General features: G+C 71.3%; 16 protein-coding genes. 9 read left to right on the top strand and 7 right to left on the bottom strand.

All coding sequences use genetic code 11. The annotated features are described in order from the left end of the window. Window positions 1–210 precede the first annotated feature (210 nt). Window positions 211–1203: a co-chaperone YbbN gene (locus tag ISU07_RS17515; RefSeq protein WP_194708124.1), complete on the top strand. Its 993-nt coding sequence runs from the start codon at window positions 211–213 to the stop codon at window positions 1201–1203. Between the two features lie 39 nt (window positions 1204–1242). Here the strand turns inward: ISU07_RS17515 and ppdK are convergent, their stop codons facing one another. Beyond that, on the bottom strand, window positions 1243–3903 hold the full coding sequence (ppdK, locus tag ISU07_RS17510) for a pyruvate, phosphate dikinase (RefSeq protein ID WP_194708123.1): 2661 nt from the start codon (window positions 3901–3903) through the stop codon (window positions 1243–1245). Between the two features lie 61 nt (window positions 3904–3964). Between ppdK and ISU07_RS17505 the strand changes: the two genes are divergently transcribed. From ISU07_RS17505 to ISU07_RS17495, 3 genes are read left to right on the top strand one after another with little or no spacing between them, the layout of a single operon-like run. Continuing rightward, on the top strand, window positions 3965–5155 hold the full coding sequence (locus tag ISU07_RS17505; RefSeq protein WP_194708122.1) for a glycoside hydrolase family 32 protein: 1191 nt from the start codon (window positions 3965–3967) through the stop codon (window positions 5153–5155). Between the two features lie 31 nt (window positions 5156–5186). Further along, the gene (locus tag ISU07_RS17500) at window positions 5187–6986 is read left to right on the top strand and encodes an ABC transporter ATP-binding protein (protein WP_323742686.1); all 1800 of its coding nucleotides are present in this window, start codon (window positions 5187–5189) and stop codon (window positions 6984–6986) included. Next, window positions 6970–8775: an ABC transporter ATP-binding protein gene (locus tag ISU07_RS17495; RefSeq protein ID WP_194708120.1), complete on the top strand. Its 1806-nt coding sequence runs from the start codon at window positions 6970–6972 to the stop codon at window positions 8773–8775. The genes ISU07_RS17500 and ISU07_RS17495 overlap by 17 nt, the downstream gene beginning before the upstream one ends. A gap of 168 nt (window positions 8776–8943) precedes the next feature. Here the strand turns inward: ISU07_RS17495 and ISU07_RS17490 are convergent, their stop codons facing one another. From ISU07_RS17490 to ISU07_RS17470, 5 genes are all read right to left on the bottom strand, one after another. Beyond that, complete coding sequence (locus ISU07_RS17490; protein WP_194708119.1) at window positions 8944–9984, bottom strand: NUDIX hydrolase; 1041 nt, start codon at window positions 9982–9984, stop codon at window positions 8944–8946. 136 nt (window positions 9985–10120) lie between these two features. Then, the gene (gene glgB, locus ISU07_RS17485; RefSeq protein ID WP_194708118.1) at window positions 10121–12343 is read right to left on the bottom strand and encodes a 1,4-alpha-glucan branching protein GlgB; all 2223 of its coding nucleotides are present in this window, start codon (window positions 12341–12343) and stop codon (window positions 10121–10123) included. A gap of 35 nt (window positions 12344–12378) precedes the next feature. Then, window positions 12379–13779 (bottom strand): maltokinase N-terminal cap-like domain-containing protein, encoded by a 1401-nt coding sequence (locus tag ISU07_RS17480; RefSeq protein ID WP_194708117.1) that lies wholly within the window; start codon window positions 13777–13779, stop codon window positions 12379–12381. Further along, window positions 13776–15494: a maltose alpha-D-glucosyltransferase gene (gene treS / locus ISU07_RS17475; protein ID WP_194708240.1), complete on the bottom strand. Its 1719-nt coding sequence runs from the start codon at window positions 15492–15494 to the stop codon at window positions 13776–13778. Before treS ends, ISU07_RS17480 begins: the two co-directional genes overlap by 4 nt. Before the next feature lie 104 nt (window positions 15495–15598). Further along, window positions 15599–17563 (bottom strand): alpha-1,4-glucan--maltose-1-phosphate maltosyltransferase, encoded by a 1965-nt coding sequence (locus ISU07_RS17470; RefSeq protein WP_194708239.1) that lies wholly within the window; start codon window positions 17561–17563, stop codon window positions 15599–15601. Between the two features lie 536 nt (window positions 17564–18099). Here ISU07_RS17470 and glgP point away from each other — a divergent pair. Further along, on the top strand, window positions 18100–20679 hold the full coding sequence (gene glgP / locus ISU07_RS17465) for an alpha-glucan family phosphorylase (protein WP_194708116.1): 2580 nt from the start codon (window positions 18100–18102) through the stop codon (window positions 20677–20679). A 185-nt stretch (window positions 20680–20864) separates the two neighbouring features. Here glgP and glgX read toward each other — a convergent pair whose 3' ends face one another. Then, on the bottom strand, window positions 20865–23006 hold the full coding sequence (glgX, locus tag ISU07_RS17460) for a glycogen debranching protein GlgX (protein ID WP_323742685.1): 2142 nt from the start codon (window positions 23004–23006) through the stop codon (window positions 20865–20867). A 72-nt stretch (window positions 23007–23078) separates the two neighbouring features. Between glgX and ISU07_RS17455 the strand changes: the two genes are divergently transcribed. From ISU07_RS17455 to ISU07_RS17440, 4 genes are all read left to right on the top strand, one after another. Then, the gene (locus ISU07_RS17455; protein WP_194708114.1) at window positions 23079–23858 is read left to right on the top strand and encodes an enoyl-CoA hydratase/isomerase family protein; all 780 of its coding nucleotides are present in this window, start codon (window positions 23079–23081) and stop codon (window positions 23856–23858) included. Between the two features lie 72 nt (window positions 23859–23930). Beyond that, a complete protein-coding gene (locus tag ISU07_RS17450; protein WP_323742684.1) occupies window positions 23931–24335 on the top strand; it encodes a hypothetical protein in 405 nt (134 codons plus the stop codon). Window positions 24336–24348: 13 nt separating this feature from the next. Then, entirely contained in the window at window positions 24349–25521 is a 1173-nt protein-coding gene (locus ISU07_RS17445) for a DUF6801 domain-containing protein (RefSeq protein WP_194708113.1), read from the top strand. A gap of 111 nt (window positions 25522–25632) precedes the next feature. Then, window positions 25633–26149, top strand: a 517-nt coding sequence (locus ISU07_RS17440; RefSeq protein ID WP_407671444.1) for an electron transfer flavoprotein subunit beta/FixA family protein, incomplete at its 3' end; no start/stop codon positions are given.

Here is a 26149-nt window from a genome sequence, read left to right as displayed (position 1 = left end):
TGCTCGGCCTGGGGGCCTCCTCACGGGGGCGGTGACGGAGTTGTCCGGGCGGGCTGCCCAGAGGGCTCCAGTCAAGCGGGCGTGAGGGTCGCCTGTTGACGAACTGAAGAGATTGCCTCAACTGGTCTACAGCGCCTGCGGGCGCCGGTCGCGGCAGCCGTCACGTCGGGCCGAGTTGGAGCGTCTCGGAGGCTTCGGGAAGATAGCCGCATGACTCAGCAGCCCTTCAGCCGCCCCGGCGCGATCGACCTCTCCGGGCTCACGCGGCCGGCCGGTCAGGCGCCCCAGCACGGGCCCGCGAGCGGAGGCGCCGGCGCGGGCGCCCCGGCGGGTGGCCCAGCGGGTGGGATCGGCGGCGCGGCCGGCGCGTCGGCGTACGCCCTGGACGTCGACGAGCAGAGCTTCCAGTCCCTCCTCGAGTCCTCGATGACCGCGCCTGTGGTGCTGGTGTTCTACTCCACGAGCCAGGCGCCGGAGAGCGCGCAGATGGCACGCGACGTGGCGACGGTGGCGGGCGAGTACGACGGGCGGTTCCTCGCCGGGCTCGTCGACATCGACGCCACGCCGGCCATCGCGCAGGCGATGCAGATCCCGCAGGTGCCGATGCTGTTCGTGCTCCTCGACGGGCGGCCGGCCACGCAGCCGATCCCCGGACTGATCCGGATCGACGAGCTGCGCACCCTCTTCAACCAGCTCGGCCAGCAGCTCACCGCGCAGGGCATCACGGGCCGGCACCAGCCGCGCTCGGTCGCGGCACCGGTGGGTGAGGGCGAGGAGCAGGAGCCGATCGCCGACCCGCGGTACGCCGCCGCGCAGGACGCCCTCGGTGAGGGGGACATCGACCGCGCCGTGGCCGAGTACCAGAAGCTGGTCGACGCCAACCCCGCCGACACCGAGGCCGCCGCCGGCCTGGCGATGGCGAAGGTCCTCCAGCGCACCCAGGGCGTCGACCTCACCGAGGCCCGCGCCGCCGGCGCCGCGAACCCCGACGACGTCGACGCCCAGACCCTCGTCGCCGACCTGGACATGCTCGGCGGCCACGTCGACGACGCGTTCAACCGGCTGATCGACCTCGTCCGGCGTACCTCCGACGCCGATCGCAACAAGGCCCGTGAGCACCTGCTCGGCCTGTTCGCGGCCGTCGGCAACGCCGACCCCCGCGTCACCCGCGCTCGCGGGAACCTCGCCTCGGCCCTGTTCTAGATCGGCCACCCGCGTGACAATCGACCCGCCCGCGGCGACTCAGCCCAGCGCCGACCGGCCGGCTTCGAGGCGGGCGACGGGGACCCGGAACGGCGAGCAGCTGACGTAGTCGAGCCCCACCTCGTCGAAGAAGTGGATCGAGGCCGGGTCGCCGCCGTGCTCACCGCAGACGCCGAGCTTGAGCTTGTCGTTGACCGCCCGGCCGGACTCGCTGGCCTTGCGGACCAGCGCACCGACGCCCTCGGTGTCCAGGGACTCGAAGGGCGAGACCGGGAAGATGCCCTGCTCGAGGTACGTGGAGAAGAACGACGCCTCCACGTCGTCGCGCGAGAACCCCCACGTCATCTGGGTCAGGTCGTTGGTGCCGAACGAGAAGAAGTCCGCCGACCCGGCGATCTTGCCCGCGGTCATGGCCGCCCGCGGCAGCTCGATCATGGTGCCGACCAGGTGCGGGATCTCGATGCCCTGCTCCTCCTCGACGGCGGCGGCCACCTCGGCGATCTGGGCCCTCACGATGTCGAGCTCCCGGACGGTCGCCACCAGCGGGATCATGATCTCCGGCAGCACGTCGCCCCCGGCCTTGAGGCGGGTGGCCGCCGCCTCCAGGATCGCCCGGGCCTGCATGCTGAACAGGTGCGGGATGGCGATGCCGAGGCGTACGCCGCGCAGGCCCAGCATCGGGTTCTGCTCGTGCAGTCTCTGCACCGCGGCGAGCAGCTTGCGGTCCCGCTTCTTGCGCTGGCCGCGCGAGTCGGCGATGGCCAGCGCGACGGACAGCTCGGTCAGGTCGGGCAGGAACTCGTGCAGGGGCGGGTCGATGAGCCGGATGGTGACCGGCAGCCCGTCCATCGCCTCGAAGATGTCGATGAAGTCCTGACGCTGGAGGGGCAGCAGCTCGGCGAGGGCCGCCTCCTGCCCGTCGTAGTCCTCGGCCACGATGAGGTTCTCGACCAGCTGGCGCCGCTCGCCGAGGAACATGTGCTCGGTGCGGCACAGGCCGATGCCCTGCGCGCCGAACCGCCGCGCACGGGCGGCGTCCTCGGCGGTGTCGGCGTTGGTGCGCACCTTCATCCGCCGGGAGGCGTCGGCGTGCTCGATGAGGCGGCGTACGGCGCCCACGAGCGGCTCGTCGACGTCCTCGCCCTCGAAGTAGCGCACCACCGAGGAGGGCGTCACCGGGACGGCGCCCAGGAACACCTCGCCGGTCGACCCGTCGATGGAGATCACGTCGCCCTCGTGGACGGTCGGGCCGTTGCGGACCGCGAACAGCCCCTCGCGGGCGTCCACGTCGAGCGCCTCGGCGCCGCACACGCACGTGCGGCCCATGCCGCGCGCGACCACGGCCGCGTGCGAGGTCTTGCCGCCGCGGCTGGTCAGCACGCCACGGGCGACCATCATCCCGTGCAGGTCGTCGGGGGTCGTCTCCTTGCGGACCAGGATCACGTCCTCGCCCCGGTCGGCCCACTCGACGGCGGTCGCCCAGTCGAACACCGCCTTGCCGACGGCCGCGCCCGGTGAGGCGTTCATGCCCTTGGCGAGCAGGGTGCGCTCGGCCTTCTCGTCGAAGCGCGGGAACATCAGGTTGGCCAGCTGCTCGCCGGTCACGCGCCCCAGCGCCTCGTCCATGTCGATGAGGCCCTCGTCGGCCATGTGCACCGCGATCCGGAACGCCGCCTCGGGGGTGCGCTTGCCGACGCGGGTCTGGAGCATCCAGAGCTTGCCGCGCTCGACGGTGAACTCGATGTCGCACATGTCGCGGTAGTGCTGCTCGAGCTTGGTCATGATGGCGAGCAGCTCGTCGTGCGACCGTTTGTCGACCTCGGCCATGTCGGCCAGCGAGACCGTGTTGCGGATGCCGGCGACGACGTCCTCGCCCTGGGCGTTCTGCAGGTAGTCGCCGTACACGCCCTGGTCACCGCTGGCGGGGTCGCGGGTGAAGCAGACGCCCGACCCGGAGTCCATGCCGAAGTTGCCGAACACCATCGCCTGGACGTTGACGGCCGTGCCGAGGTCCTCGGGGATCTGCTCCTGGCGGCGGTAGAGGACGGCGCGGTCGGTGTTCCAGGAGTCGAAGACGGCGCGGACCGCGAGGTCGAGCTGCTCGCGCGGCTCCTGCGGGAACGACCGGCCGGTCTCCTTCTCGATGATCGCCTTGTAGGTCTCGATCAGCTCCTGGAGGTCCTCGACCCCGAGGTCGGTGTCGGCGGTGGTGCCGCGCTCCTTCTTCAGGTCGTCGAGCGCGTCGCGGAAGGTCTCGCCCTCGATGCCCAGGACGGTGCTGCCGAACATCTGCAGCAGGCGGCGGTAGGAGTCGTAGGCGAAACGGGGGTTGTCGCTGCTGCGGGCCAGGCCCTGCACGGACTCGTCGTTGAGGCCGACGTTGAGGACGGTCTCCATCATCCCGGGCATCGAGAACTTCGCTCCCGACCGCACGCTGACGAGCAGCGGGTCGCCCGGCGCGCCGAGGCTGCGCCCCATCGCCTCCTCCAGCGACTTCAGGTGCGCGGAGACCTCGTCGGCGAGGCCGTCCGGCTCGCCGCCGTTCTTCAGGTACGCGCGGCAGGCCTCGGTGGAGATCGTGAAGCCCGGCGGCACCGGAAGGCCGAGGTTCGTCATCTCGGCGAGGTTCGCGCCCTTGCCGCCCAGGAGGTCCTTCTCGTCCTTGTTGCCCTGGGCGAAGTCGTAGACGTAGGTGACCATGAGCCGATCCAAGCACCAACGAGGCCGGTGTGGCAGGGGTGGTTTCGGCAAGGATGCAGCCATGAGCTCCCCCCGTCCCGCGCTCCACTACTCGCCGCCGTCCGGCTGGGTGAACGACCCGCTCGGCCCGACCTGGCACGAGGGGCAGTACCACCTGTTCTTCCAGTACGTCGCCGGGCGGACGACCTGGGACGTCGCCTGCACGTGGGGCCACGCGACCTCGCCGGACCTGCTCACCTGGGAGACGCAGCCCCTCGCCCTGGACGTGGGCGACGGCGAGGACGGCGTGTGGTCGGGCTCGGTGGCCGACGGCATCGCCTTCTACACGGCCGTGGACGCCGCCGACGCGGACCGGGGGCGGGTGCGTCGCGCGCTCGCCGACGACGCGTCGTGGACCACCTGGCGCAAGGAGGACGTCGTCCTCACGACGCCGGCCGACGACGACCTGAGGGCGTTCCGCGACCCGTTCGTGGCGCCGTACCGTGACGGCTGGCGGATGCTGCTGGCCGGCTCGCTGACCGACGGCTCCGGCGCCCTGTGGACCTCGCGCTCGGACGACCTGGTCTCGTGGACTCCGCCGGCGGTGGCCGCGTCCGGCACCGACCAGGGATCGCTGTGGGAGTGCCCGGCGCTGCTCCAGGTCGACGGCCGGCCGGTCGTGGTCATCTCGGTCGGTGGCCCCAGCGACCAGCACGCCGTCGTGTACGCCTGGGTCGAGGACGACGACGGCGACCGGCTCCGCCTGGCGCCGTGGCAACGGCTGACCCACGGGCCGAGCCTGTACGCCGCCTCGGGCTTCCACGACGCCGACGGCCGGCCGGGCCTCCTCGTGTGGCTGCGTGGCATCGGCGACGTCGAGGCCGGCTGGATGGGCGCGCACTCGCTGCCGTACCTCCTGTCGGCCTCGGGCGGTCGCCTGGTCGCCCGCCCGCACCCGGCCCTCGACGGCCGCCGGACCGGGGAGGTGCCGCCCGGGCTGCTGCCCGCCGTCGCCGACCTCGACTGGTCGCCGCGGCCCGGCGACGTGCTGGAGTCGCCCGGCCTGTTCCGCGCCCAGGCCTCCGAGGAGGCGGTCGTCGTGGCGGGACACGAGCTCCCGTGGTCCGGCGAACGGGTGCGCCTCGTGGTGGACGGCCCGGTCCTGGAGGTGTTCGCCGACGGTGGCGTGCTCGCCGCACCCCTCCCCGCCACCGGTCGCGACGGGGTGCTGGAGGGCGACCTCGCGCGGGTCGTGGTGCAGCGGCTGGCCTGAGCCGTCGGAGCCGGGACCTAGGGTGTGGCGGGTGCGGTTCCGGGAGCGGCAGGAGTGGCAGTTCTTCGCGAACCTGCCTCGCGCCGGGCGGCCGCTGGCGGCGTCCTGGTGGGCGCTCGTCGGGCTGCGTGCCGTGCTGCCGCCGGTCTTCGCGGTGACCACCGGCCTGGTGATCGGCGCGGTGCAGGGCCGCTCGTCGACGACCGGTCCGCTGGTCGCCATGGGGCTCGTGTTCGTCGCGCTGCAGGTCTCCGCTCCGCTCCACCAGACCGTCAGCGAGAGCCTGGGCCACCGCGTCTCGGCGTGGCTGTACGACGACCTCACGGCGTCCTGCGTCGACCCGCCGGGCATCGGCCACCTCGAGGACCCGACGCTGGCCGGCGACATCACGGTGGCCCGCGAGTTCGACAGCGGGCACCACGGGCCGCCGATGGAGGTGAACCTGCCGTTCATCGCCACCGGCCTGATCGACCTCGGCACGGGGGTCGCGTCGGCGGTCGTGCTCCTCGGCTACGCGTGGTGGGCACCGCTCGCGCTGGTCACCGCGTGGGGCGCCACGCACTGGCTGCTGCGGGAGAGTGCCGTCTGGAAGGACCGCAACACCGACGTGGTGCGCGAGGCGAGCCTGCACGCCGAGTACGCCTTCCGGCTCGCGGTCGACCCGCCTCCGGCCAAGGAGCTGCGGGTGTTCGGCCTGGCGGACTGGTCGCTGGAGCGGTTCGCCCAGCGGCGCCGGCAGCTGTTCGACCTCCAGCAGGCCGCGACCCGGCTGCGCGAGCGGTCCCTGGCACTGAGCGTCGTCCTGGTGACGGCCGCGAACGTCGGCGTCCTCGCCGCCCTCGCCCACGACGCCAGCAGCGGCGCCGTCCCGCTGGGCCGCGCGGTCGTCTACGCGCAGGTCGCGGTGGGTGCGTCGCTGATCGCCTTCGGCGGGCTCAACTGGGCGCTGGACGGCGCTGCCGCCCCCGTGGCTGCCGTGCTCCGCCTGCGCACCACCGCCCGCGAGGCCGGACGGCTCTCGCGCCTCGGCACAGAGTCGGCGGCGGGTCGTCCCAGCGCGGAGATCCGGTTCCGCGACGTGTCGTTCGCCTACCCGCGCACCGACCGGCAGGTGCTGCGCGGTCTCGACCTGACCATCCCCGCCGGCTCCTCGCTGGCCATCGTCGGCCAGAACGGCGCCGGCAAGACCACGCTGGCCAAGCTGCTCTGCCGGCTCTACGACCCGACCGGCGGCGCCATCGAGGTCGACGGCACCGACCTGCGCGACCTCGACGTCGTCGAGTGGCGCTCCCGGGTGGCGGCGGTGTTCCAGGACTTCACGCGGTTCGAGCTCTCGCTGCGCGAGAACGTCGCGCCGCTCGGCGCCCCCGACGACGACGTGCTGGCCGCCCTCGCCGCGGCCGGCGCCGACCACCTCGCGCCGCTCGACACGGTGCTGTCCACGCAGTACGCCGGCGGCCTCGACCTCTCCGGCGGTGAGTGGCAGCGGGTCGCGCTGGCCCGGGCCGTGTGCGCCGTACGTCGCGGTGCCGGTGTCGTGCTGCTCGACGAGCCGACCGCTCAGCTGGACGTGCGCGGCGAGGCGCAGATCTTCCGGCGGCTGCTCGAGGCGACCCGCGGGGTGACCACGATCCTGGTCTCGCACCGCTTCTCGACCGTCCGCCACGTGGACCGCATCTGCGTGGTCGAGGACGGCCGCGTCGCCGAGCTGGGCAGCCACGCGGAGCTGATGTCGCTCGGCGGGCGCTACCGCACGATGTTCGAGCTCCAGGCGCAGCGCTTCGACCTCACCGCGGACGAGGAGGGGGTGGAGTATGACGTCCTCCGTTGAGGTCGAGCCGGACGCCCTTCCGGGCGCCCTCTCCTCCATGTGGCGGCTGTTCAAGCTCGGCTACCGCCACGAGCCGCGGCTGCTGACCACGGCGTTCGTGCTGTCCCTGCTCTCCGCGCTGCCGGACGCGATGGTCGCGCTCTGGCTGGCCCTGCTGGGCAAGGGTGTCGTCGGCGGCGACGACCGGCTGGTGACCGTCGCGGCCGTCGGGCTCGGCGCCTCGGCGACGCTGACCTGGCTGCTGCGCGTCATCTCGACGCGGCTGCAGCGGCGGTTCCGCGACAAGGTGACCATCGCGCTCGAGGGCCACGTGGCCGGGCTCCAGGCCCGCGTGGTGACCGTCGCCCACCAGGAACGGCCCGACTACCTGGACCGGCTGTCGGTGCTGCGCGACCAGATCTTCGTGCTCGACCACCTGTACATGTCGGTCTTCTCCACCTGCGGCTGGATCCTCCGGCTCGGGGTGACCATCGGCCTCCTGATGTCGATCCACTGGTCACTGGCGCTGCTCGTGGTGGCCGCGCTGCCCACGGTCGCGGCGTCCGGCTGGCGCCCCGGCGTCGAGCGCCGGGTGCAGGAGGAGGTCGCGCCGTACCAGCGCCGGGCGACGCATTTCTACCGGCTGGCCACCACCGCGGCGCCGGCGCGTGAGCTGCGGGTGCTGGGCTTCGGCTCGCGGGTGGCGACCGGCCGGCGTACGGCCTGGGACGAGTGGTACCGCCCCACCACGACGGCGCGCTGGGCCAGCGCCGTCTGGTACACCCTCGCCTGGACGGTCTTCGGCCTCGGCTTCGTCGTGGCGGTCGTCTGGGTCACCGACGGCCTCGACGGGACGGTGGCCGACGTGCTGCTGGTGCTGGCCGCCGGCGGACGGCTGTCCGGGTACGTCGGCGCCACGGTCGGCGAGATCGGCTTCCTGCGGGGCGTGTGGCTCGACGGGTCACGACGGCTCGCGTGGCTGGAGGACTACGCCGCGGTCCAGCGCACCGGCGACGGTCCGGCCCCCGTGCGGCTGACCGACGGGATCCGCTTCGACCACGTGTCGTTCGCCTACCCGGGTGCCCGGGACCGGCTGGTGCTGCGCGACGTCTCCCTCGACCTCCCGGCCGGTTCGGTCGTCGCGGTGGTGGGGGAGAACGGCGCGGGCAAGTCGACCCTGGTCAAGCTGCTCGCCCAGATGTACGCCCCGACCGCCGGACACGTGCTCGTCGACGGCGTACCCCTCGACACCATCGACCCGGAGGCCTGGCGGGCACGGGTGGCCGGCGCGTTCCAGGACTTCTACCGGTTCGAGCTCGCGGCCCAGCAGTCGATCGGGCTCGGCGACCTCCCGCGCCTCGACGACCCGGAGGCCGCGTCGGCAGCCGTCACGCGGGCCGGCGCCGACGACGTCGTCCGTCGTCTCGAGGACGGCCTGGACACCCAGCTCGGGCCGCACTGGCCCGGCGGCGTGGACCTGTCGTTCGGGCAGTGGCAGAAGGTCGCGCTGGCCCGCGGGTTCATGCGCGAGGCGCCGCTGCTGCTCGTGCTCGACGAGCCGACGGCAGCGCTCGACGCGGAGACCGAGCACGCGCTGTTCGAGCGGTTCGCCGCCGCCGCCCGGTCCGACAACGTCGACGGCCGGATCACCGTGCTGGTCTCGCACCGGTTCTCGACCGTCCGGATGGCCGACCTCATCGTCGTGCTCGACGGGGCCGAGGTCGCCGAGGTCGGCAGCCACGAGTCACTCATGGCGGCGCGCGGCAAGTACGCCGAGCTGTACGACGTGCAGGCGGCTTCGTACCGCTGACGCGAGACCGCTGGTCGGGGCGAGTCGTCGGGGTGCCAGGAATCGCGCGATCGCGCGGATATTGCAGGTTGGAGCGGCCTGGACCTGCTGTTTGGGCGCGATCGCGCGATTTCTGGCACCCGAGCACCGGCAGCATCCGACCTCTCGGGCCTGCGAGCGCTCGAGGCGTCAGCGACCGCTCTCGGTGTACCCCGGCACGCCGGACTCCACGGCCGCCAGGGCCGCACGGATGCGGCGGGCGGTGAAGTCGGCGCAGCGCTCCTCGACCTGGTCCAGGGTGCAGAACTCCGCGGTACGGATCTCACGGGGCTGGGTGACCATGGCGTCGAGGATCGACGCGTCGTGCACGCCGCCGTCGAACACCAGGCAGACCGCGTCGTCCCAGCCGCCCCACGGCGGCAGCCAGTCGGTCAGCACCAGGCCGCCCGCGTCGATCTCGAGCGCGAGCTCCTCCTCGATCTCGCGCCCGACGGCCAGACGGGGTGACTCGCCGACCTCGACGACCCCGCCCGGCAGGTCCCAGTCGCGCTTGTAGGTCAGCTGGCACAGCAGCACCCGGCCCGCGGTGTCGCGCACCAGCAGCTGACCGATCGCGCGCTTGCGGGGGAGGAACGAGTTCAGCAGCGACCGGAAGCTCTCCGGCTCGCTCAGCGGCGGGTCGCTGACCAGGCGCGCGAGGACGACGTACGACGCGGTCTCGTCGCGGTCGCCGTGTCCCTGCTCGATGCGCCGCAGGCCCTCGCGGCGCAGGCCGCTGCGGGTCGCCACGCGCAGCGAGGCCTGGTTGTCGGGCTCGACCTTCGCCTCGACCCGCCAGTACCCCAGCCCGCCCTGGCGGTCCTCCGACAGCGCGAAGTCGGCGAGCATCCGCACCGCCCGGGTCGCGAACCCGCGACCGCGCTGGCCCTGGAACAGCAGCCACGACAGCTCGCCGACCCCGTCGTCACGCCGGCGCAGGTCCACGCTGCCGACCAGCTTGCCCTCGGCCTCGACGGCGAAGGCGACCTCGCTGCGGTCCTCGGCGTACGCCGTGTGCCAGCGCTCGATGGCCTGGCTCATGCGCTCCGGGGTGACTCCGTCGACGGGCCAGCCGAACCAGTGCGCGATGACCTCGTCGTGCCCGGCCACCGCCTCCTCGACGTCCTCCAGCGTCCAGCGCCGCAGCGTCACCACGCCGTCGGTCAGCGTCGGCTGCTCGGGGACCGTCACGTCTCGAACCCTAGCCGGGCGCTCGACAATGGAGCGTCCGTGGTCGAGCCCGCCTTTCGTCCCACGGGTTTTCGAGACGCGTCGCCCGCTCCCTCGCGAGCTCGGGACCGGGCCGAACGCTCCTCAACCTCCTCGCTCAGCTCGACCGGCTCGCAGGCTCGCCGCTCGAGCGCTCGGACTTCCGGAACCACACGGTCGCCAGCGGCGGGAGGACGAGGGTCGCGTACGCCGGCTGGCCGTCGTGGTCGCCCTCGACACCCTCGATGGCGCCGAGGTTGCCGACGCCGGAGCCGGCGTACGTCGCGGCGTCGGTGTTCAGGACCTCGTCCCAGCGGCCGGTGGAGGGGAGACCCAGCCGGTAGTCGCCGTGCGGGACGGCCGAGAAGTTCGCCACGCACACCAGGTCCGGATCGCCGTCGCGGCCCTTGCGCACGAACGAGAGCGCGTTGTGGCCGGCGTCGTTGGCGTTGATCCACTGGAACGACTCGGGCTCGTCGTCGCGCGACCAGATGGCCGGGGTGTCGACGTACGTGCGGTTCAGGTCGCGCACGAGGTCGTGGACGCCGCGGTGCTCGGAGTGCTCGAGCAGCCACCAGTCGAGCTCGCGGGCCTCGGCCCACTCCGACTCCTGGCCGATCTCGATGCCCATGAAGATCAGCTGCTTGCCGGGGTGTGCCCACATGTAGGCGAGGAACGCGCGCAGGTTGGCCAGCTGCTGCCAGCGGTCGCCGGGCATCTTGCGCAGCAACGAGCCCTTGCCGTGCACCACCTCGTCGTGGCTGATCGGCAGCACGAAGTTCTCGGCCCAGGCGTACACCAGCGCGAAGGTGAGCTCGTTGTGGTGCCACGCACGGTGCACCGGCTGGCGCTCGAAGTACCCGAGCGTGTCGTGCATCCAGCCCATGTTCCACTTGAACCCGAACCCGAGACCGCCGGTGTCGGTGGGCCGGGTGACCCCCTCCCAGCTGGTCGACTCCTCGGCGATCGTCATCGCGCCGGGGACGCGCTTGTAGACCGTCGCGTTCATCTCCTGGAGGAACTGGACGGCCTCGAGGTTCTCCCGGCCGCCGTGGATGTTCGGCTGCCACTCGCCGGGCTCGCGGCTGTAGTCGAGGTAGATCATCGACGCGACGGCGTCCACGCGCAGCCCGTCGACGTGGAACTCCTCCAGCCAGTACAGCGCGTTCGCGACGAGGAAGTTGCGCACCTCGCGGCGGCCGAAGTTGAAGACGTAGGTGCCCCAGTCGGGGTGCTCGCCGCGCGAGGGGTTCGGGTCCTCGTAGAGGGGGGTGCCGTCGAACCGGGACAGCGCGAAGGTGTCCTTGGGGAAGTGCGCCGGCACCCAGTCGACGATCACGCCGATGCCGGCCTGGTGCAGCCGGTCGACGAGGTACCGGAAGCCGTCCGGGTCGCCGAACCGTGCCGTAGGAGCGAAGTACGACGTGACCTGGTAGCCCCACGACCCGCCGTACGGGTGCTCCATCACCGGCAGGAACTCGACGTGCGTGAAGCCCAGGTCCACCAGGTAGGGGACGAGGTCGTCGGCGAGCTGCTGGTAGCTGTAGGCGTCGCCGCCCCAGTGCTTCTTCCAGGAGCCGAGGTGCATCTCGTAGACCGACATCGGCCCGTGCACCGCAGGGGAGTCGCCACGGTGGGCCATCCACGCGTCGTCACCCCAGGTGTACGACGAGCCGAAGACCACCGACGACGTCGCCGGGGGAGACTCGGTGTGGAAGGCCATCGGGTCGGCCTTCTCGCGCCACTGGCCGTCGGCGCCGAGGATCAGGAACTTGTACTTCGTCCCGTTGCCGACGTTCGGCACGAACAGCTCCCACACGCCGGACTCGCCGAGCTGGCGCATCGGGTGCTCGCGGCCGTCCCAGCTGTTGAAGTCGCCCTTGATCCGCACGCCCTTGGCCTGCGGGGCCCACACCGCGAACGACGTGCCCGCCACGTCGGCGGCGTACTGGTGGAGGTGCGACCCGAGCACGGTCCACAGCTGCTCGTGGCGTCCCTCGTTGATCAGGTGCAGGTCCATCTCGCCGAGGGTCGGCAGGAAGCGGTACGGGTCGTCGAGCTCGATGGCGCCCTGGCCGTAGTCGACGTGGACGCGGTAGTCCGGCACCTCCTTGACCGGCAGGGTGCCGGCCCAGATGCCGGAGTACTCGTGGTCGAGCTCGACCGTGCCGGACCCCTTGGGCCCGCTGTAGGAGACCGTGACGGTCTTCGCGAGCGGCTTGAAGATGCGGACCGTCACCTCGTCCTCGTGGACGTGCGGCCCCAGCAGCGCGTGGGGGTGCCCGTGGCCGCCGTGCACGAGCAGCTCCAGCTCCTCGGTGTTCACCGGACGTACAGCCATGGTGGTCCTTTCGGTGGTCGGGCTTGTCGAGAGCTTCAACCCGCCAGGCGCTCGATGGCGCTGAGCGGCACGGGTACCCAGGTCGGGCGGTTGCGAGCCTCGTAGACGGCCTCGTAGACGGCCTTGTCGGCCACGTAGGCGTCGAGCAGGGCCTGCTCGTCGGTGGTCAGCTCCCGGCCGCCGACGTAGGCGTCCAGGAACGCCGCGCAGTTGCGCTCGGCCCACTCGGCGGCCCGGAACGACCGTTGCTCGGCGCCGGTGTCGTCGGCCCCGGCGGCGGTGCGCTCGGCGACCCGCGGCGCGTAGTCGAAGGACCGCAGCATGCCGGCCACGTCCCGCCAGGGCGAGTCGGGGAGCACCCGGTCGGCGAGCGGCTTGGCCGGCTCGCCCTCGAAGTCGACGATCTTCCAGCCCTTCACCGTGCGCAGCGTCTGCCCGAGGTGCAGGTCGCCGTGCACCTGCTGGATGGTCACCGACGCCACGTCGGCGACGTTGGCGAAGGTCTTGCGCAGGCCGTCGGCGTACGCCGCCAGCTCGGGCACCACGTCGAGCGCGGCGTCCAGCCGGCCGGCCATGGCGTTCGCCAGCTCGCGCTGCTCGTCGGCGGTGCGGACGCGGGTGGGGAAGTGGTCGGCCAGCGTCTGGTGCACCTCGGCGAGCGACTCGCCCAGCCGGGCGGCCTCACCGGCGAAGTCGCCGCCCACCTCGTCGGCGTGCAGGTCGGCCTCGGCGAACAGGTTGCGCACGCTGGCCAGCGCGGCCTCCCAGCCGTCGCTGGCGGTGCGCAGGAACTGCTGGAGCATCGCCAGCTGGAGGGGAGCGCCGTCGTCGGCGATCTCCAGCCAGCCGTAGAGGTGGGCCACGTGGTCCGAGCCGGCCTCGGTCAGCACCTGGTGCACCGCGATGTCCGGGTTCACGCCCGGGGTGACCTTGCGGAACACCTTGAGGAGGGCGTCGTCGCCGAACGCCATCGAGGAGTTCGACTGCTCGCCGGAGAACAGCGTCGAGTGGGCCTCCAGGTCCAGGTCGTGCCCAGGGAGCCGGTGCCACTCGAGGTCGCCGGTGCGGCTCCTCCCGTCCTTGGCCGCGTCGAACGCCTTGAGCCAGCCGGCCATCGCGTCGCGGTCGTGCACGGCGTCGTACACGTGCACGAACCCGCCGAGCTCGGCCTCCTCCCACCACCCGACGAAGGCGTGGTTGAGGCGCTCCTCGGGGTCGGCGTAGTAGGACAGCGGCAGCTGGTAGTACTCGGTCGCGCCGTCCTCGTAGGACAGCGTCAGCAGCTCGATCGAGGCCTTGGCCCGGGTGCCGGTGTCGACCCAGCCGAGCCGGCGGACGTCGGTGACCTCGAACGGCCGGCCCTTGCCGCCGAACCAGCGGGCGTTCTGGACGAACGCCGCGAGGCCGTCGTGGGGCTTGGTGATGTCGTCGCTCACGGGGCGGTCGCCTCCTCGGTCGGGCGCACCAGCCGGAACCAGTAGAAGCCGTAGCCGCCGAGCGTGAGCAGGTACGGGAGCTCGCCGATCGGGGGGAACGTGACCCCGCCGAGCAGCTCGATGGGCACCAGGCCCTCGAACTTGCGGAGGTCCAGCTCCACCGGCTGCGGGAAGCGCGACAGGTTGTTCACGCACACGATGACGTCGGTGCCGTCGCCACTGTCGTCGTTGCGCTGGTGCTCGCGGGCATAGGACAACACCGTCGCGTTGCTGCCGCCGAGGTCGGTGAAGGTGCCGAGCCCGAACGCCGGGTGGCCACGGCGGGCGTGGATCATCCGGCGCGTCCAGTGCAGCAGCGAGGAGGCGTTCTCGAGCTGTGCCTCGACGTTCACGCTCTGGTAGCCGTAGACCGGGTCCTGGATGGCCGGCAGGTGCAGTTTGCCCGGCGTCGCGGCCGAGAACCCGGCGTTGCGGTCGGGCGTCCACTGCATCGGCGTGCGCACGCCGTCGCGGTCACCGAGCCAGATGTTGTCGCCCATGCCGATCTCGTCGCCGTAGTAGAGGACCGGCGAGCCGGGCAGCGAGAGCAGGAGCGCGGTGAACAGCTCGATCTGGTTGGTGTCGTTGTCGAGCAGCGGGGCCAGCCGCCGGCGGATGCCGATGTTGGCCTTCATGCGCGGGTCCTTGGCGTACTCGTTCCACATGTAGTCCCGGTCCTCGTCGGTGACCATCTCGAGGGTCAGCTCGTCGTGGTTGCGCAGGAAGATGCCCCACTGGCAGGACTCGGGGATCGCGGGCGTCTGCTCCATGATCTCCGAGATCGGCCAGCGCGACTCGCGGCGGACGGCCATGAAGATGCGCGGCATCACGGGGAAGTGGAAGCACATGTGGCACTCGTCGCCGCCGACCTCGAAGTCGCCGAAGTAGTCGACCACGTCGGCCGGCCACTGGTTGGCCTCGGCGAGCAGCACCCGACCGGGGTAGTTGGTGTCCACGAACTTCCGGACCGTCTTCAGCGCGTCGTGGGTCTCCTTGAGGTTCTCGCCGTTCGTGCCGGGTCGCTCGAAGAGGTAGGGCACCGCGTCGAGGCGGAACCCGTCGAGGCCCATGTCGAGCCAGAACGACATCGCGTCCAGCATCGCCTCGAGCACCTTCGGGTTGTCGAAGTTGAGGTCCGGCTGGTGGGAGAAGAACCGGTGCCAGTAGTACTGCTGGCGGACCGGGTCCCAGGTCCAGTTCGACGGCTCGGTGTCGACGAAGATGATGCGGGCTTCCTCGTAGAGCTCGTCGGTGTCGGACCAGACGTAGAAGTCGCCGTACGGGCCGTCCGGGTCGGACCGGCTGGCCTGGAACCACGGGTGTGCGTCACTGGTGTGGTTCATGACGAAGTCGATGATCACGCGGATGCCGCGCTGGTGCGCCTCGTCGAGGAAGTGGTGGAAGTCCTCGACCGTGCCGATCTCCGGGAGGATGTCGGTGTAGTCGGCGACGTCGTACCCGCCGTCGCGCAGCGGAGACGTGAAGAACGGCGGCACCCACAGGCAGTCGACGCCGAGCCACTGGAGGTAGTCGAGCTTCTCGGTGAGGCCGCGGAAGTCGCCGGTGCCGTCACCGTTGGAGTCGCGGAACGACCGGACCAGGACCTCGTAGAACACCGCGGTCTTGAACCAGTCCGGGGTCGACAGCGACTCGGTGGGCGCGTCGACCTCGGTCACCTCCTCGGAGACGTCGACGTGGCCCGGCGTGCTCGGGGTCTGTTCGGAGAAGTCGCCGCGGACGCTGCCGAGCACCTCCTCCGACGGAGTGCTCTCCGAGGTCGTCACGGCTTCCTCACGCTCAGGATGTGGGCGGGTTCGTGACCGGGGTCGAGCCGCACGTAGTTGTGCTCCTTCCAGCTCCAGGTCTGCTCGGTGATCTCGTCGTAGACGGTGATGCTGTCGTGCCAGCCCAGGCCGAGGGCGGGCATGTTGAGGTGCACGGTCGTCTCGCGGGTGCCGTGCGGGTCGAGGTTGATCACGACGACCACGATGTCGTCGCCGGCCCTCTTGCTGAACACCAGGACGTTCTCGTCGTCGGCGGAGTGGATCGTGACGTTGCGCAGCAGCTGGAGGGCGGGGTGCTGCCGGCGCACCTGGTTGAGGCCCTTGATGTACGGCGCGAGCGTGCGTCCCTCGGCCGCGGCGCCGTCCCAGTCACGGACGCGGATCTGGTACTTCTCCGAGTCGAGGTACTCCTCGCTGCCCGGCCGGACCGCGACGTGCTCGTAGAGCTCGTAGCCGGAGTACACGCCCCAGCTCGGCGAGCCGGTCGCCGCCAGCACCGCGCGGATCTTGAACATCGCCGGGCCGCCGTACTGGAGCGACTCGTGGAGGATGTCGGGGGTGTTGACGAAGAAGTTCGGCCGCATGACGTGGTCGGTGTGGTGGGAGAGCTCGCGGAGGTAGTCCTCGATCTCCCACTTGGCCGTGCGCCAGGTGAAGTACGTGTAGGACTGGTGGTAGCCGATCGACCCGAGGGTGCTCATCATCGCCGGCCGGGTGAACGCCTCGGCCAGGAACAGGACGTCGGGGTCGGTACGCCGGATCTCGCGCAGCAGCCACTCCCAGAACGCGACCGGCTTGGTGTGCGGGTTGTCCACGCGGAAGATGCGGACGCCGTGCGACATCCACAGCTTGACGATGCGGAGCACCTCGCGACAGATGCCGGTCGGGTCGTTGTCGAAGTTGACCGGGTAGATGTCCTGGTACTTCTTCGGTGGGTTCTCGGCGTAGGCGATCGTCCCGTCGGCGCGCGTGGTGAACCACTCGGGGTGGCTCTCGACCCACGGGTGGTCAGGGGCGGCCTGGAGCGCGAGGTCCAGCGCGATCTCCAGCCCGAGGCCCTGGGCGTGGGCCACGAACGCGTCGAAGTCCTCCCACGTGCCGAGGTCGGGGTGGATGGCGTCGTGGCCGCCGTCCTTGGACCCGATCGCCCAGGGCGAGCCGGGGTCGTCCGGACCCGGGGACAGGGTGTTGTTGGGACCCTTGCGGTTGACCTCGCCGATCGGGTGGATCGGCGGCAGGTAGACGATGTCGAAGCCCAGGTCGGCGGCGTAGTCGAGCCGCTTGACAGCCGTCCTGAAGGTGCCCGAGACGACCTTGCCGGTCTTCTCGTCGACGTACGCGCCCTCCGAGCGCGGGAAGAACTCGTACCAGGCGCCGAACAGCGCGCGCTGGCGGTCGGCGTACAGCCGGTACGGGCCCTCGATGGTGACCAGCTCGCGGACCGGGTGGGCGGCCAGCAGCCGGGTCAGCTCGGGGGACTGGAGGGCGGCGAGCCGGGCCTCGACCGGACGCTCGGTGTCCTGGGCCGCCGCGATCGCGCCCTCGAGGACCTCCTTGTCGTGGGCCTCGGTGATGCCCTCCTTCACCTTCTCGAAGAGCAGCCTGCCCTCGGTGAACATCAGCTCGACGTCCACGCCGGCGGGGATCTTCAGGCCGGCGGCGTGCTGCCAGGTACCGATCGGGTCGGACCAGGCCTGCACCTCGAACGTCCACGCGCCCTCGAGGTCCGGGGTCAGCCAGGCCTCGTAGTGGTCGGGTCGCTCGGGGTGCTTCCGCAGGAGGACCGGGTCGCGGCGTACGCCGGCCGGGTCGGTGGCCACGACCTCGGCCCCGAGCTTGTCGTGGCCCTCCCGGAAGACCGTCGCGGAGACCGGCATCGGCTCGCCCACGGTCGCCTTGGCGGGCTGTCGTCCGAGATCGACCACGGGCATGACGTTGAGGATGGGAATCCGGCCGACCATGCCCTCCACCATTGCGAACCCTGGGTACGCGTGCAAGCCGGGCGTCCACCCGCATGCTGGTCGAGCCGGGCGAGCGCCAGCGAGCCCGCGTCTGGCGTCATGGTGGTCGAGCCGGGCGAGCGCCAGCGAGCCCGTGTCTGGCGTCATGGTGGTCGAGCCGGGCGAGCGTCAGCGAGCCCGTGTCGAGACCATCCGAACGGGTGTGCCTGGTCCTGCTGGAGGGTTTCGAGACGCGTCGCGCCGCCCGTCGCTGGCGTGGTGCTGGTCGAGCCGGGCGAGCGCCAGCGAGCCCGTGTCTGGCGTCATGGTGGTCGAGCCGGGCGAGCGTCAGCGAGCCCGTGTCGAGACCATGCGAACGGGTGTGCCTGGTCCTGCTGGAGGGTTTCGAGACGCGTCGCGCCGCCCGTCGCTGGCGCTCCGGTCCGCGCCGATCGCTCCTCAACCTGCCCGCGTCGTCCGGTCGAGACTCGCACGCTCGTCTCACCCGGCGCGGTGCAATTTGGATCGATCCAGAGAATCTCCGCTACCGTCGCTCGGTGCGCGCAATCCGTCGATTCACCGTCCGCCCCGTCCTGCCCCAGGCCCTCGAGCCGCTGGCCGACCTGGCGGGCAACCTGCGGTGGTCCTGGCACCCCGCGACGCAGGACGTGTTCGCCTCGGTCGACCCCGTCGCGTGGGACGCCGTGGGCCACGACCCGGTCCACCTGCTGGGCGCCGTCGGCCGCGACCGTTGGAGCGAGCTGGCCGAGGACGACGGGTTCGTCCAGCGGCTGAACGCCGCCAAGGCCGACCTGGACGGGTACCTCTCGGCCGACCGCTGGTACCAGCGCAAGGCCGGTGACGCCGCCCCGCGGGCGATCGCCTACTTCTCCCCGGAGTTCGGCATCACCGCCGTGCTCCCGCAGTACTCCGGCGGCCTCGGCATCCTGGCCGGCGACCACCTGAAGGCGGCCTCGGACCTGGGGGTGCCGCTGGTCGGCGTCGGACTGCTCTACAAGGCGGGGTACTTCAAGCAGTCGCTGTCCCGCGAGGGCTGGCAGCAGGAGACCTACCCCGTCCTCGACCCCGACGAGCTGCCGCTGTCCCTGCTCCGCGAGAGCAGCGGCGAGCGCGCCACCGTCTCCATCGAGATGCCCGGCGGCCCCGACCTCATCGCCCGGATCTGGGTGGCTCACGTCGGCCGCGTCCCGCTGCTGCTGCTCGACTCCGACGTCGAGGGCAACCCCGACCAGTACCGCGAGGTGACCGACCGGCTGTACGGCGGCCAGAAGGAGCACCGCCTCCGCCAGGAGCTGCTGCTCGGCGTCGGTGGCGTTCGCGCCCTCCGCGTGTACTCCCGCATCACCGGCGCACCGGACCCCGAGGTGTTCCACACCAACGAGGGCCACGCCGGCTTCCTCGGCCTGGAGCGGATCCGCGAGCTCACGGTCGGGGCCGACGGCCCGGCCCTCGACTGGGACACCGCGCTCGAGGTGTCCCGGGCGTCCACCGTCTTCACCACCCACACCCCGGTGCCCGCGGGCATCGACCGGTTCCCGCGCGAGCTGGTCGAGCAGTACTTCGGCAAGACCGGCCCGACGGCCGGCATCCCGGTCGAGAAGGTCCTGGCCCTCGGCGCCGAGGACTACGAGGGCGGTGACTCCAGCGTCTTCAACATGGCGGTCATGGGCTTCCGGCTCTCCCAGCGCGCCAACGGCGTCTCGCTGCTGCACGGTCACGTCAGCCGCGAGATGTTCAACGGCCTGTGGCCGGCGTTCGACGAGGCCGAGGTGCCGATCGGCTCGATCACCAACGGCGTGCACGCGCCGACCTGGGTGGCCCGCGAGGTCATCGAGCTGGCCGCGTCCCGCGGGGCCGACCCCGACGGCGACGACGTCGACGTGTTCTTCCGGGCCGTCGACGAGGTGCCCGGCACCGAGATCTGGGCGGTCAAGCGCGAGCTGCGCGAGCGGCTGGTGCACGACGCCCGTCGCCGGGTGACCAAGTCGAGCCTGAGCCGCGGCATCGCGAAGGCGGAGCTCGGCTGGGTCGACTCGGCCCTGGACCCCGACGTGCTGACGATCGGGTTCGCGCGTCGCGTGCCGTCGTACAAGCGGCTCACCCTGATGCTGCGCGACCCGGGCCGGCTCAAGAAGCTCCTGCTTCACCCCGAGCGTCCGGTGCAGCTGATCATCGCCGGCAAGTCGCACCCCGCCGACGACGGCGGCAAGAAGCTGATCCAGGAGATCGTCCGGTTCGCCGACGACCCGGAGGTGCGCCACCGCATCGTCTTCCTCCCGAACTACGACATCGCGATGGCCCAGCCGCTGTACCCCGGCTGCGACGTCTGGCTCAACAACCCGCTGCGTCCCTACGAGGCCTGCGGCACGTCCGGCATGAAGGCCGCGCTGAACGGCGGGCTCAACCTGTCGATCCTCGACGGCTGGTGGGACGAGTGGTACGACGGCAACAACGGCTGGGCGATCCCGTCCGCGGACGGCGTCGACGACCCCGACCGTCGTGACGACATCGAGGCCAACGCGCTCTACGACCTGATCGAGAACGACGTCGCGCCGAAGTTCTACGACGTCGACGGCGACGGCGTGCCCACCCGCTGGCTGGAGATGGTCCGGCACACGCTGAAGTCGCTCGGCCCCAAGGTGCTGGCGTCGCGGATGGTGCGCGACTACACGCGCAACCTCTACACGCCCGCCGCCGTCAACGGCCGCGCCCTCAACGACGACTACGCCGGCGCTGCGACGCTCGCGGCCTGGAAGAAGAAGGTCAGGAACGGCTGGGGCGAGGTACGCGTCGAGCACGTCGAGTCCGGCGGCGTCGGTGACGCCCCCGAGGTCGGCGACGTCCTCAACGTGCGGGCCTTCGTCGCCCTCGGCTCGCTGACTCCCGAGGACGTCGACGTCCAGGTCGTGCACGGCGTGATCGACGCCGACGACGCCCTCGTCGACACCACGACCGGGTCGCTGTCCGTGGCCGAGGCGTACGACGGCGGCCGGTTCCGCTTCGACGGCACCGTCACCCTCGACCACTCCGGCGCCTTCGGCTACACCGTCCGCGTCATCCCGAAGAACAGCCTGCTGGCCTCGGTCGCCGAGCTCGGCGTCGTCGCGCTCCCGTAAGCCGAGTTGCGCCTCCGGCACCCCTGAGTTTCGCCTCGGATCGCCCGTACGTGCGCCCGCGGCGCAACTCGACCGTGCCGGAGGCGCAACTCGGCCGTGCCGGAGGCGCAACTCGGCCGTGCCGGAGGCGCAACTCGACCGTGCCGGAGGCGCAACTCGGCCGCGCCGGAGGCGCAACTCGGCGGTCAGTGGCGCAGCACGACCACGGTGCGGGGACCGAAGGTCAGCACGTCGCCCGCGTCGACCGGCGTGCCGATCGGGTGGTCGGCGCAGGTGGAGAGGACGACCTCGCCGGACTGCACGTACTCGTTCTTCGGGAGGGTCACCTCGACTTCGTCGTCGTCGGCGTTCAGCCAGATCAGGAACGAGGAGTCGCGCTGCTGCTCACCGTGCGGGCCGGGGGAGCGGAGCGGGTCGCCGGAGACGAACATGCCGATGACGTGGAGCCCCTCGTCGTACCAGTCGTGCGCCTCCATCTCCCGGCCCGACGGGTGGATCCAGGCCAGGTCCTTCGGGCCGCCCTCGAGCGTGGGGGTGCCGGCCAGGTGGTGGCGCTGCCGCAGCGTGTGGTGGTCGCGGCGCAGCCGCAGCGCGGTCTTGGTCAGCTCGTAGACGTCCAGCCAGGCGTCGTCGGGGCGCCAGTCGACCCAGCTGACCTCGTTGTCCTGGACGTAGGCGTTGTTGTTGCCGCCCTGGGTGCGCCCGCGCTCGTCGCCGGCCGTGATCATCGGGCAGCCGCTGGACAGCGCCAGCGTGATCATCAGGTTCGCGGCCTGCCGCCGCCGCAGCGCGACGATCTCCGGGTCGTCGGTCTCGCCCTCGACGCCGTGGTTCCAGGACCGGTTGTTGTCGGACCCGTCGCGGTCGTGCTCGCCGTTGGCCTCGTTGTGCTTGCGGTCGTAGGACACCAGGTCCCTGACGGTGAACCCGTCGTGGGCGGTCACGAAGTTCACCGAGGAGTACGGCGACCGGCCGTCGTCGGCGTACAGGTCCGACGAGCCCGCCAGCCGCGACGCCACCGCGCTGATCTGGCCGGGCCGGATCCAGAAGTCGCGCATCGTGTCGCGGTAGGTGTCGTTCCACTCGACCCAGGGCGGCGGGAACGACCCGACGCGGTAGCCGTCCATGGAGGCGTCCCACGGCTCGGCGATCAGCTTCACGTACCGCAGCACGGGGTCCTGCCCGATCGTGGTGAGGAACGCGCTGCGCAGGTCGATCTCGTGCCCGGTGCGGGCGAGGGCCGATGCCAGGTCGAAGCGGAAACCGTCGACGTGCATCTCGGTGACCCAGTACCGCAGCGAGTCCAGGATCAGCCGCAGCGCGTGGATGTTGGAGGAGTCGACGGTGTTGCCGCAGCCAGTGACGTCCCAGTACGCGCTGCCGGGCGCGCCCGACCGCTTGTAGAACCCGAGGTCGTCGAGCCCCCGGAACGCGTACGTCGGCCCGGACGACTCGCCCTCGGCCGTGTGGTTGTAGACCACGTCGAGGTACACCTCGATGCCGGCGCGATGAAAGCTGCGCACCATCTCCTTGAACTCCCGGACCTGCTGGCCGCGCGTGCCCGAGGAGGAGTACGCCGCGTGCGGCGCGAAGAACCCGATCGTGTTGTAGCCCCAGTAGTTCTTCATGCCCCGCGCGGCGACGGCGGGCTCGGTGAAGAACTGCTGCACCGGCATCAGCTCGACGGCCGTCACGCCGAGGTCGTTGAGGTAGTTGGTGACCGTGGGCGTCCCCAGCCCGGCGTACGTGCCACGCAGGTGCTCGGGGATCTCGTTGTGCAGCTGGGTGAAGCCCTTCACGTGCAGCTCGTAGATGACGGTGTCCCGCCAGCGGCGGCGCATCGGGATGTCGTCGCCCCAGTCGAACTCGTCGTGCACCACGACGCTGCGCGGCATCGCGGCGGCCGAGTCGGACTTGCTGCGCCGACCGTCGGCCACGTGGTCGAGCAGCGAGGGGCCGGGCACCGGCTCGCCGTCGATGGCCAGCGCATACGGGTCGAGCAGGAGCTTCTGCGGGTTGAACCGCCGGCCGTGCCGGGGGTCCCAGGGGCCGTCGGCCCGGAAGCCGTAGCGCTGGCCGACCTGGACGCCCGGCAGCTGTCCGTTCCAGACCCCGAGGGTGTGCTCGGTCAGCTGGTGCCTCGTCTCCACGCCCTCCTCGTCGAAGAGGCAGACCCACACCGCAGTGGCCTCGGGGGCGTGCACGGCGAAGTTCGTGGCCTCGGGGGCCCACGTCGCGCCCAGGTCCTGGTGCCGGCCCGGCCACACCTCCAGCTTCTCGTCGCGGGTGCGCCACCGCCAGCTCTCCGGCCAGCTCTCCGAACTCACCCGGCACATTGTGGTGGCTAGGGTCGGTCGCGCGACAAGGACCCGATCAGTTGGTGGAGACAGGAGACAGAGATGGGCGAGTTCGTACGCCTCGAGGTGGCCGACGGCGTCGGCACGATCCGGCTGGACCGGCCGAAGATGAACGCCCTCAACGTCCAGGTCCAGGAGGAGATCCGGGCCGCCGCGGCCGAGGCGAGCGACCGTGACGACGTGAAGGCCGTGGTCGTCTGGGGCGGCGAGAACGTCTTCGCCGCCGGTGCGGACATCAAGGAGATGGCCGACATGTCCTACACCGACATGGTCCGCCGCTCCGGCGCCCTGCAGTCGGCGTTCTCCGCCGTCGCCCGCATCCCCAAGCCGGTGATCGCCGCGATCAACGGCTACGCCCTCGGGGGCGGCTGCGAGCTGACGCTGTGTGCCGACGTCCGGTACGCCGCCGAGGACGCCGTCCTCGGCCAGCCGGAGATCCTGCTGGGCGTCATCCCCGGCGCCGGCGGCACCCAGCGGCTGACGCGGCTGGTCGGCCCGAGCAAGGCCAAGGACATCGTGTTCACGGGACGGTTCGTGAAGGCGACCGAGGCGCTGGCGATCGGGATGGTGGACAAGGTGTTCCCGGCCGACCAGGTGTACGCCGAGGCGGTCTCGTGGGCCGGACGCTTCGCGAACGCCGCGTCGTACGCCCTCCGAGCGGCGAAGGAGAGCATCGACCGCGGCATCGAGGTCGACCTGGAGACCGGGCTGGAGATCGAGCGACAGCAGTTCGCGGCGCTCTTCGCGACCGAGGACCGCGACATCGGCATGCGGTCCTTCGTCGAGAACGGGCCCGGCAAGGCGGGCTTCGTCGGCCGGTGATCCCCGTGAACCGGCTCGGGACGTGCCAGGCTGGACCTCTAGCTGGGAGCACCTGACCCCGAAGGACGGACCGTGGCTGACGAGACGACCGAGACGCCCTCGACCCCGGGCGAGCAGAAGCCCAGGCGCGGCGCGGCCGCGGCCGCCAAGGCGAAGGCGGGCGTCGACCTCGTCCGTCTCCGGCTGGCCCAGCTGGTCTGGCTGGTCTGCGTGCTCGCCGCGCTGGTCCTGGCGATCGGCGCACTGCTGATCGCGTTGAAGGACACCGTGAACCGCGACAACGACGCGGTGAAGTTCGTGCTCGACCTCGCCAACAAGATCGACCTCGGCGTGTTCGACCGGAAGGACGGCGTCTTCGGGTTCGACGACAAGAACGCCGAGACGGCCGAGGTGAAGGACGCCCTGCTCAACTGGGGGCTGGCGGCCATCGTCTGGCTGGTCGCCGGAAGGATCGTGGACCGGATCATCCGCCCCTGAGAGGATGGCGGGCATGACGACCTCCTCTCAGCTCGTCCGCCGTGCCCTGATCGCGACCGGTGCCCTGGTCGCTTCTGGTGCTGTGGTCCTCACCGCACCCACCCAGGCCGCCAGCGTGGCCCTCACCTACCACTGCACGACCAGCCCGAACGCCGGCGAGTACGACTTCAGCGCGGTCGTGGACACCAACGCACCGGCCACCCTCGGCTCCGGGATGACCGTGCCCATCACCGTGACCTCCGACGTGACGATCCCGGAGACGCTCGCGACCACCTTGCGCGGGCTCAACGTGGCCACCGTCGAGGGGACCAGCCAGTCCACCGGCACGGTCGACGGCGTGAGCCGCGTCTCGACGCTGACGATTCCCAAGACCGCGGTCCCGGCTCCGGGGACGCCGATGCACCTCATCGGGACAGGCCCGGGCGGCACGATCACCGCCAAGGCGGTCGGCACCACGATCCTGATCGGGGCCGGGAACTTCACCGCCACGCTGACGCCGAAGGACACGGCCGGCAACACCGTCGCCCCCGGCGTCACGACGTTCACCTGTGCGCTGACGCCCGCCACCGGTCAGAACCTCCTCGTCGACAGCGTGACCGCGGTGCAGACGACGACCACCACGACGCTCACCGTCGACGCACCGGTCGGGTACGGCTCCATGCCCGTCGCCCGTGCGGAGGTCACCCAGAGCGGCAGCAGCTCGAAGCCCTCGGGCTCGGTCGCCTTCACCTATGGCGGCAAGACCGTGACCGTCGCCGTCAAGGGCGGCAAGGCGAGGGCCGACCTCCCACAGGCGCTCACGATGGGTCCCAACCACGTCACCGCCGTCTTCACCCCCACCGACAAGACCAAGGCGCCCAGCCAGGCCACCACCGCCTTCACCGTGGTGCGCGGGCCGACCACCACGACCGCCTCGATGACCTACCGGGACACCCGTTTCCGGCTCGTCGGCAAGGCCCTGGTCGTCGCCGAGTTCGGCACCGACGTCGCCGGTTCGGTGAAGTTCACCCTCAAGCGGAACGGCACGAAGCTCCGCACGGCGACCGTCGCGCTGACCAGCAGGGACAAGGCCAGGACGGTGTTCGCCAACGTCCGCAAGGCCGGCACGTACCTCATCGTGGCCAAGTACCTGGGCTCTCCGACGCTCAAGCGCTCGACCAGCCAGGTCAAGCTCAACATCACTTGAACGGGGTCGGGAGGCACGCCTCCGACCGACGTGTGACCGGTGCCTCGCTGTGAGTCATCGCACGGCTGACGCGGTGTCAGGCGCCGGTTACGCGCTAGTAGCCTCGGGCCCGTGACCTCCATCGTCGTGTGTGTGAAGCATGTGCCGGATGCGACTGCGGACCGGCATTTCGAGTCCGACTACACCGTGGATCGGGTGGGTGTGGACGGGTTGTTGTCGGAGCTGGACGAGTACGCCGTGGAGCAGGCGTTGCGGTTGAAAGAGAAGGCCGAGAGCCCCGACGACGTGACGGTGACGGCGGTGACCGTCGGTCCGGAGAAGGCCGCGGATGCGGTGCGCAAGGCGCTGCAGATGGGTGCGGACGCGGGCGTGCACGTCTCGGACGAGGCGATCGCGGGGTCGGATGCGATCGCGACGTCGTTGGTGCTGGCCGCCGCGGTGAAGAAGGCCGCTGGTGGTGGGGTGCCGGACCTGGTGATGTGTGGGATGGCCTCGACCGACGGGTCGATGGGGGTGTTGCCGGCGATGCTGGCCGAGCGGTTGGGGGTGCCGCAGGTGACGTTGGCGTCGCAGGTGGAGACCCAGGGTGACCAGGTGCGCATCAAGCGCGACGGGGACACCGCGACGG

Source organism: Nocardioides islandensis, assembly GCF_015352455.1.
Lineage (GTDB): Bacteria > Actinomycetota > Actinomycetes > Propionibacteriales > Nocardioidaceae > Nocardioides > Nocardioides islandensis.
This window is presented reverse-complemented; position numbering and strand designations above follow the sequence as displayed.

Coding starts and splice junctions, on each gene's coding strand:
- ISU07_RS17515 (WP_194708124.1), top strand. CDS start 211: ATGACTCAGCAGCCCTTCAGCCGCCCCGGCGCGATCGACCTCTCCGGG.
- ppdK (WP_194708123.1), bottom strand. CDS start 3,903: ATGGTCACCTACGTCTACGACTTCGCCCAGGGCAACAAGGACGAGAAG.
- ISU07_RS17505 (WP_194708122.1), top strand. CDS start 3,965: ATGAGCTCCCCCCGTCCCGCGCTCCACTACTCGCCGCCGTCCGGCTGG.
- ISU07_RS17495 (WP_194708120.1), top strand. CDS start 6,970: ATGACGTCCTCCGTTGAGGTCGAGCCGGACGCCCTTCCGGGCGCCCTC.
- glgB (WP_194708118.1), bottom strand. CDS start 12,343: ATGGCTGTACGTCCGGTGAACACCGAGGAGCTGGAGCTGCTCGTGCAC.
- ISU07_RS17470 (WP_194708239.1), bottom strand. CDS start 17,563: ATGGTCGGCCGGATTCCCATCCTCAACGTCATGCCCGTGGTCGATCTC.
- ISU07_RS17455 (WP_194708114.1), top strand. CDS start 23,079: ATGGGCGAGTTCGTACGCCTCGAGGTGGCCGACGGCGTCGGCACGATC.
- ISU07_RS17445 (WP_194708113.1), top strand. CDS start 24,349: ATGACGACCTCCTCTCAGCTCGTCCGCCGTGCCCTGATCGCGACCGGT.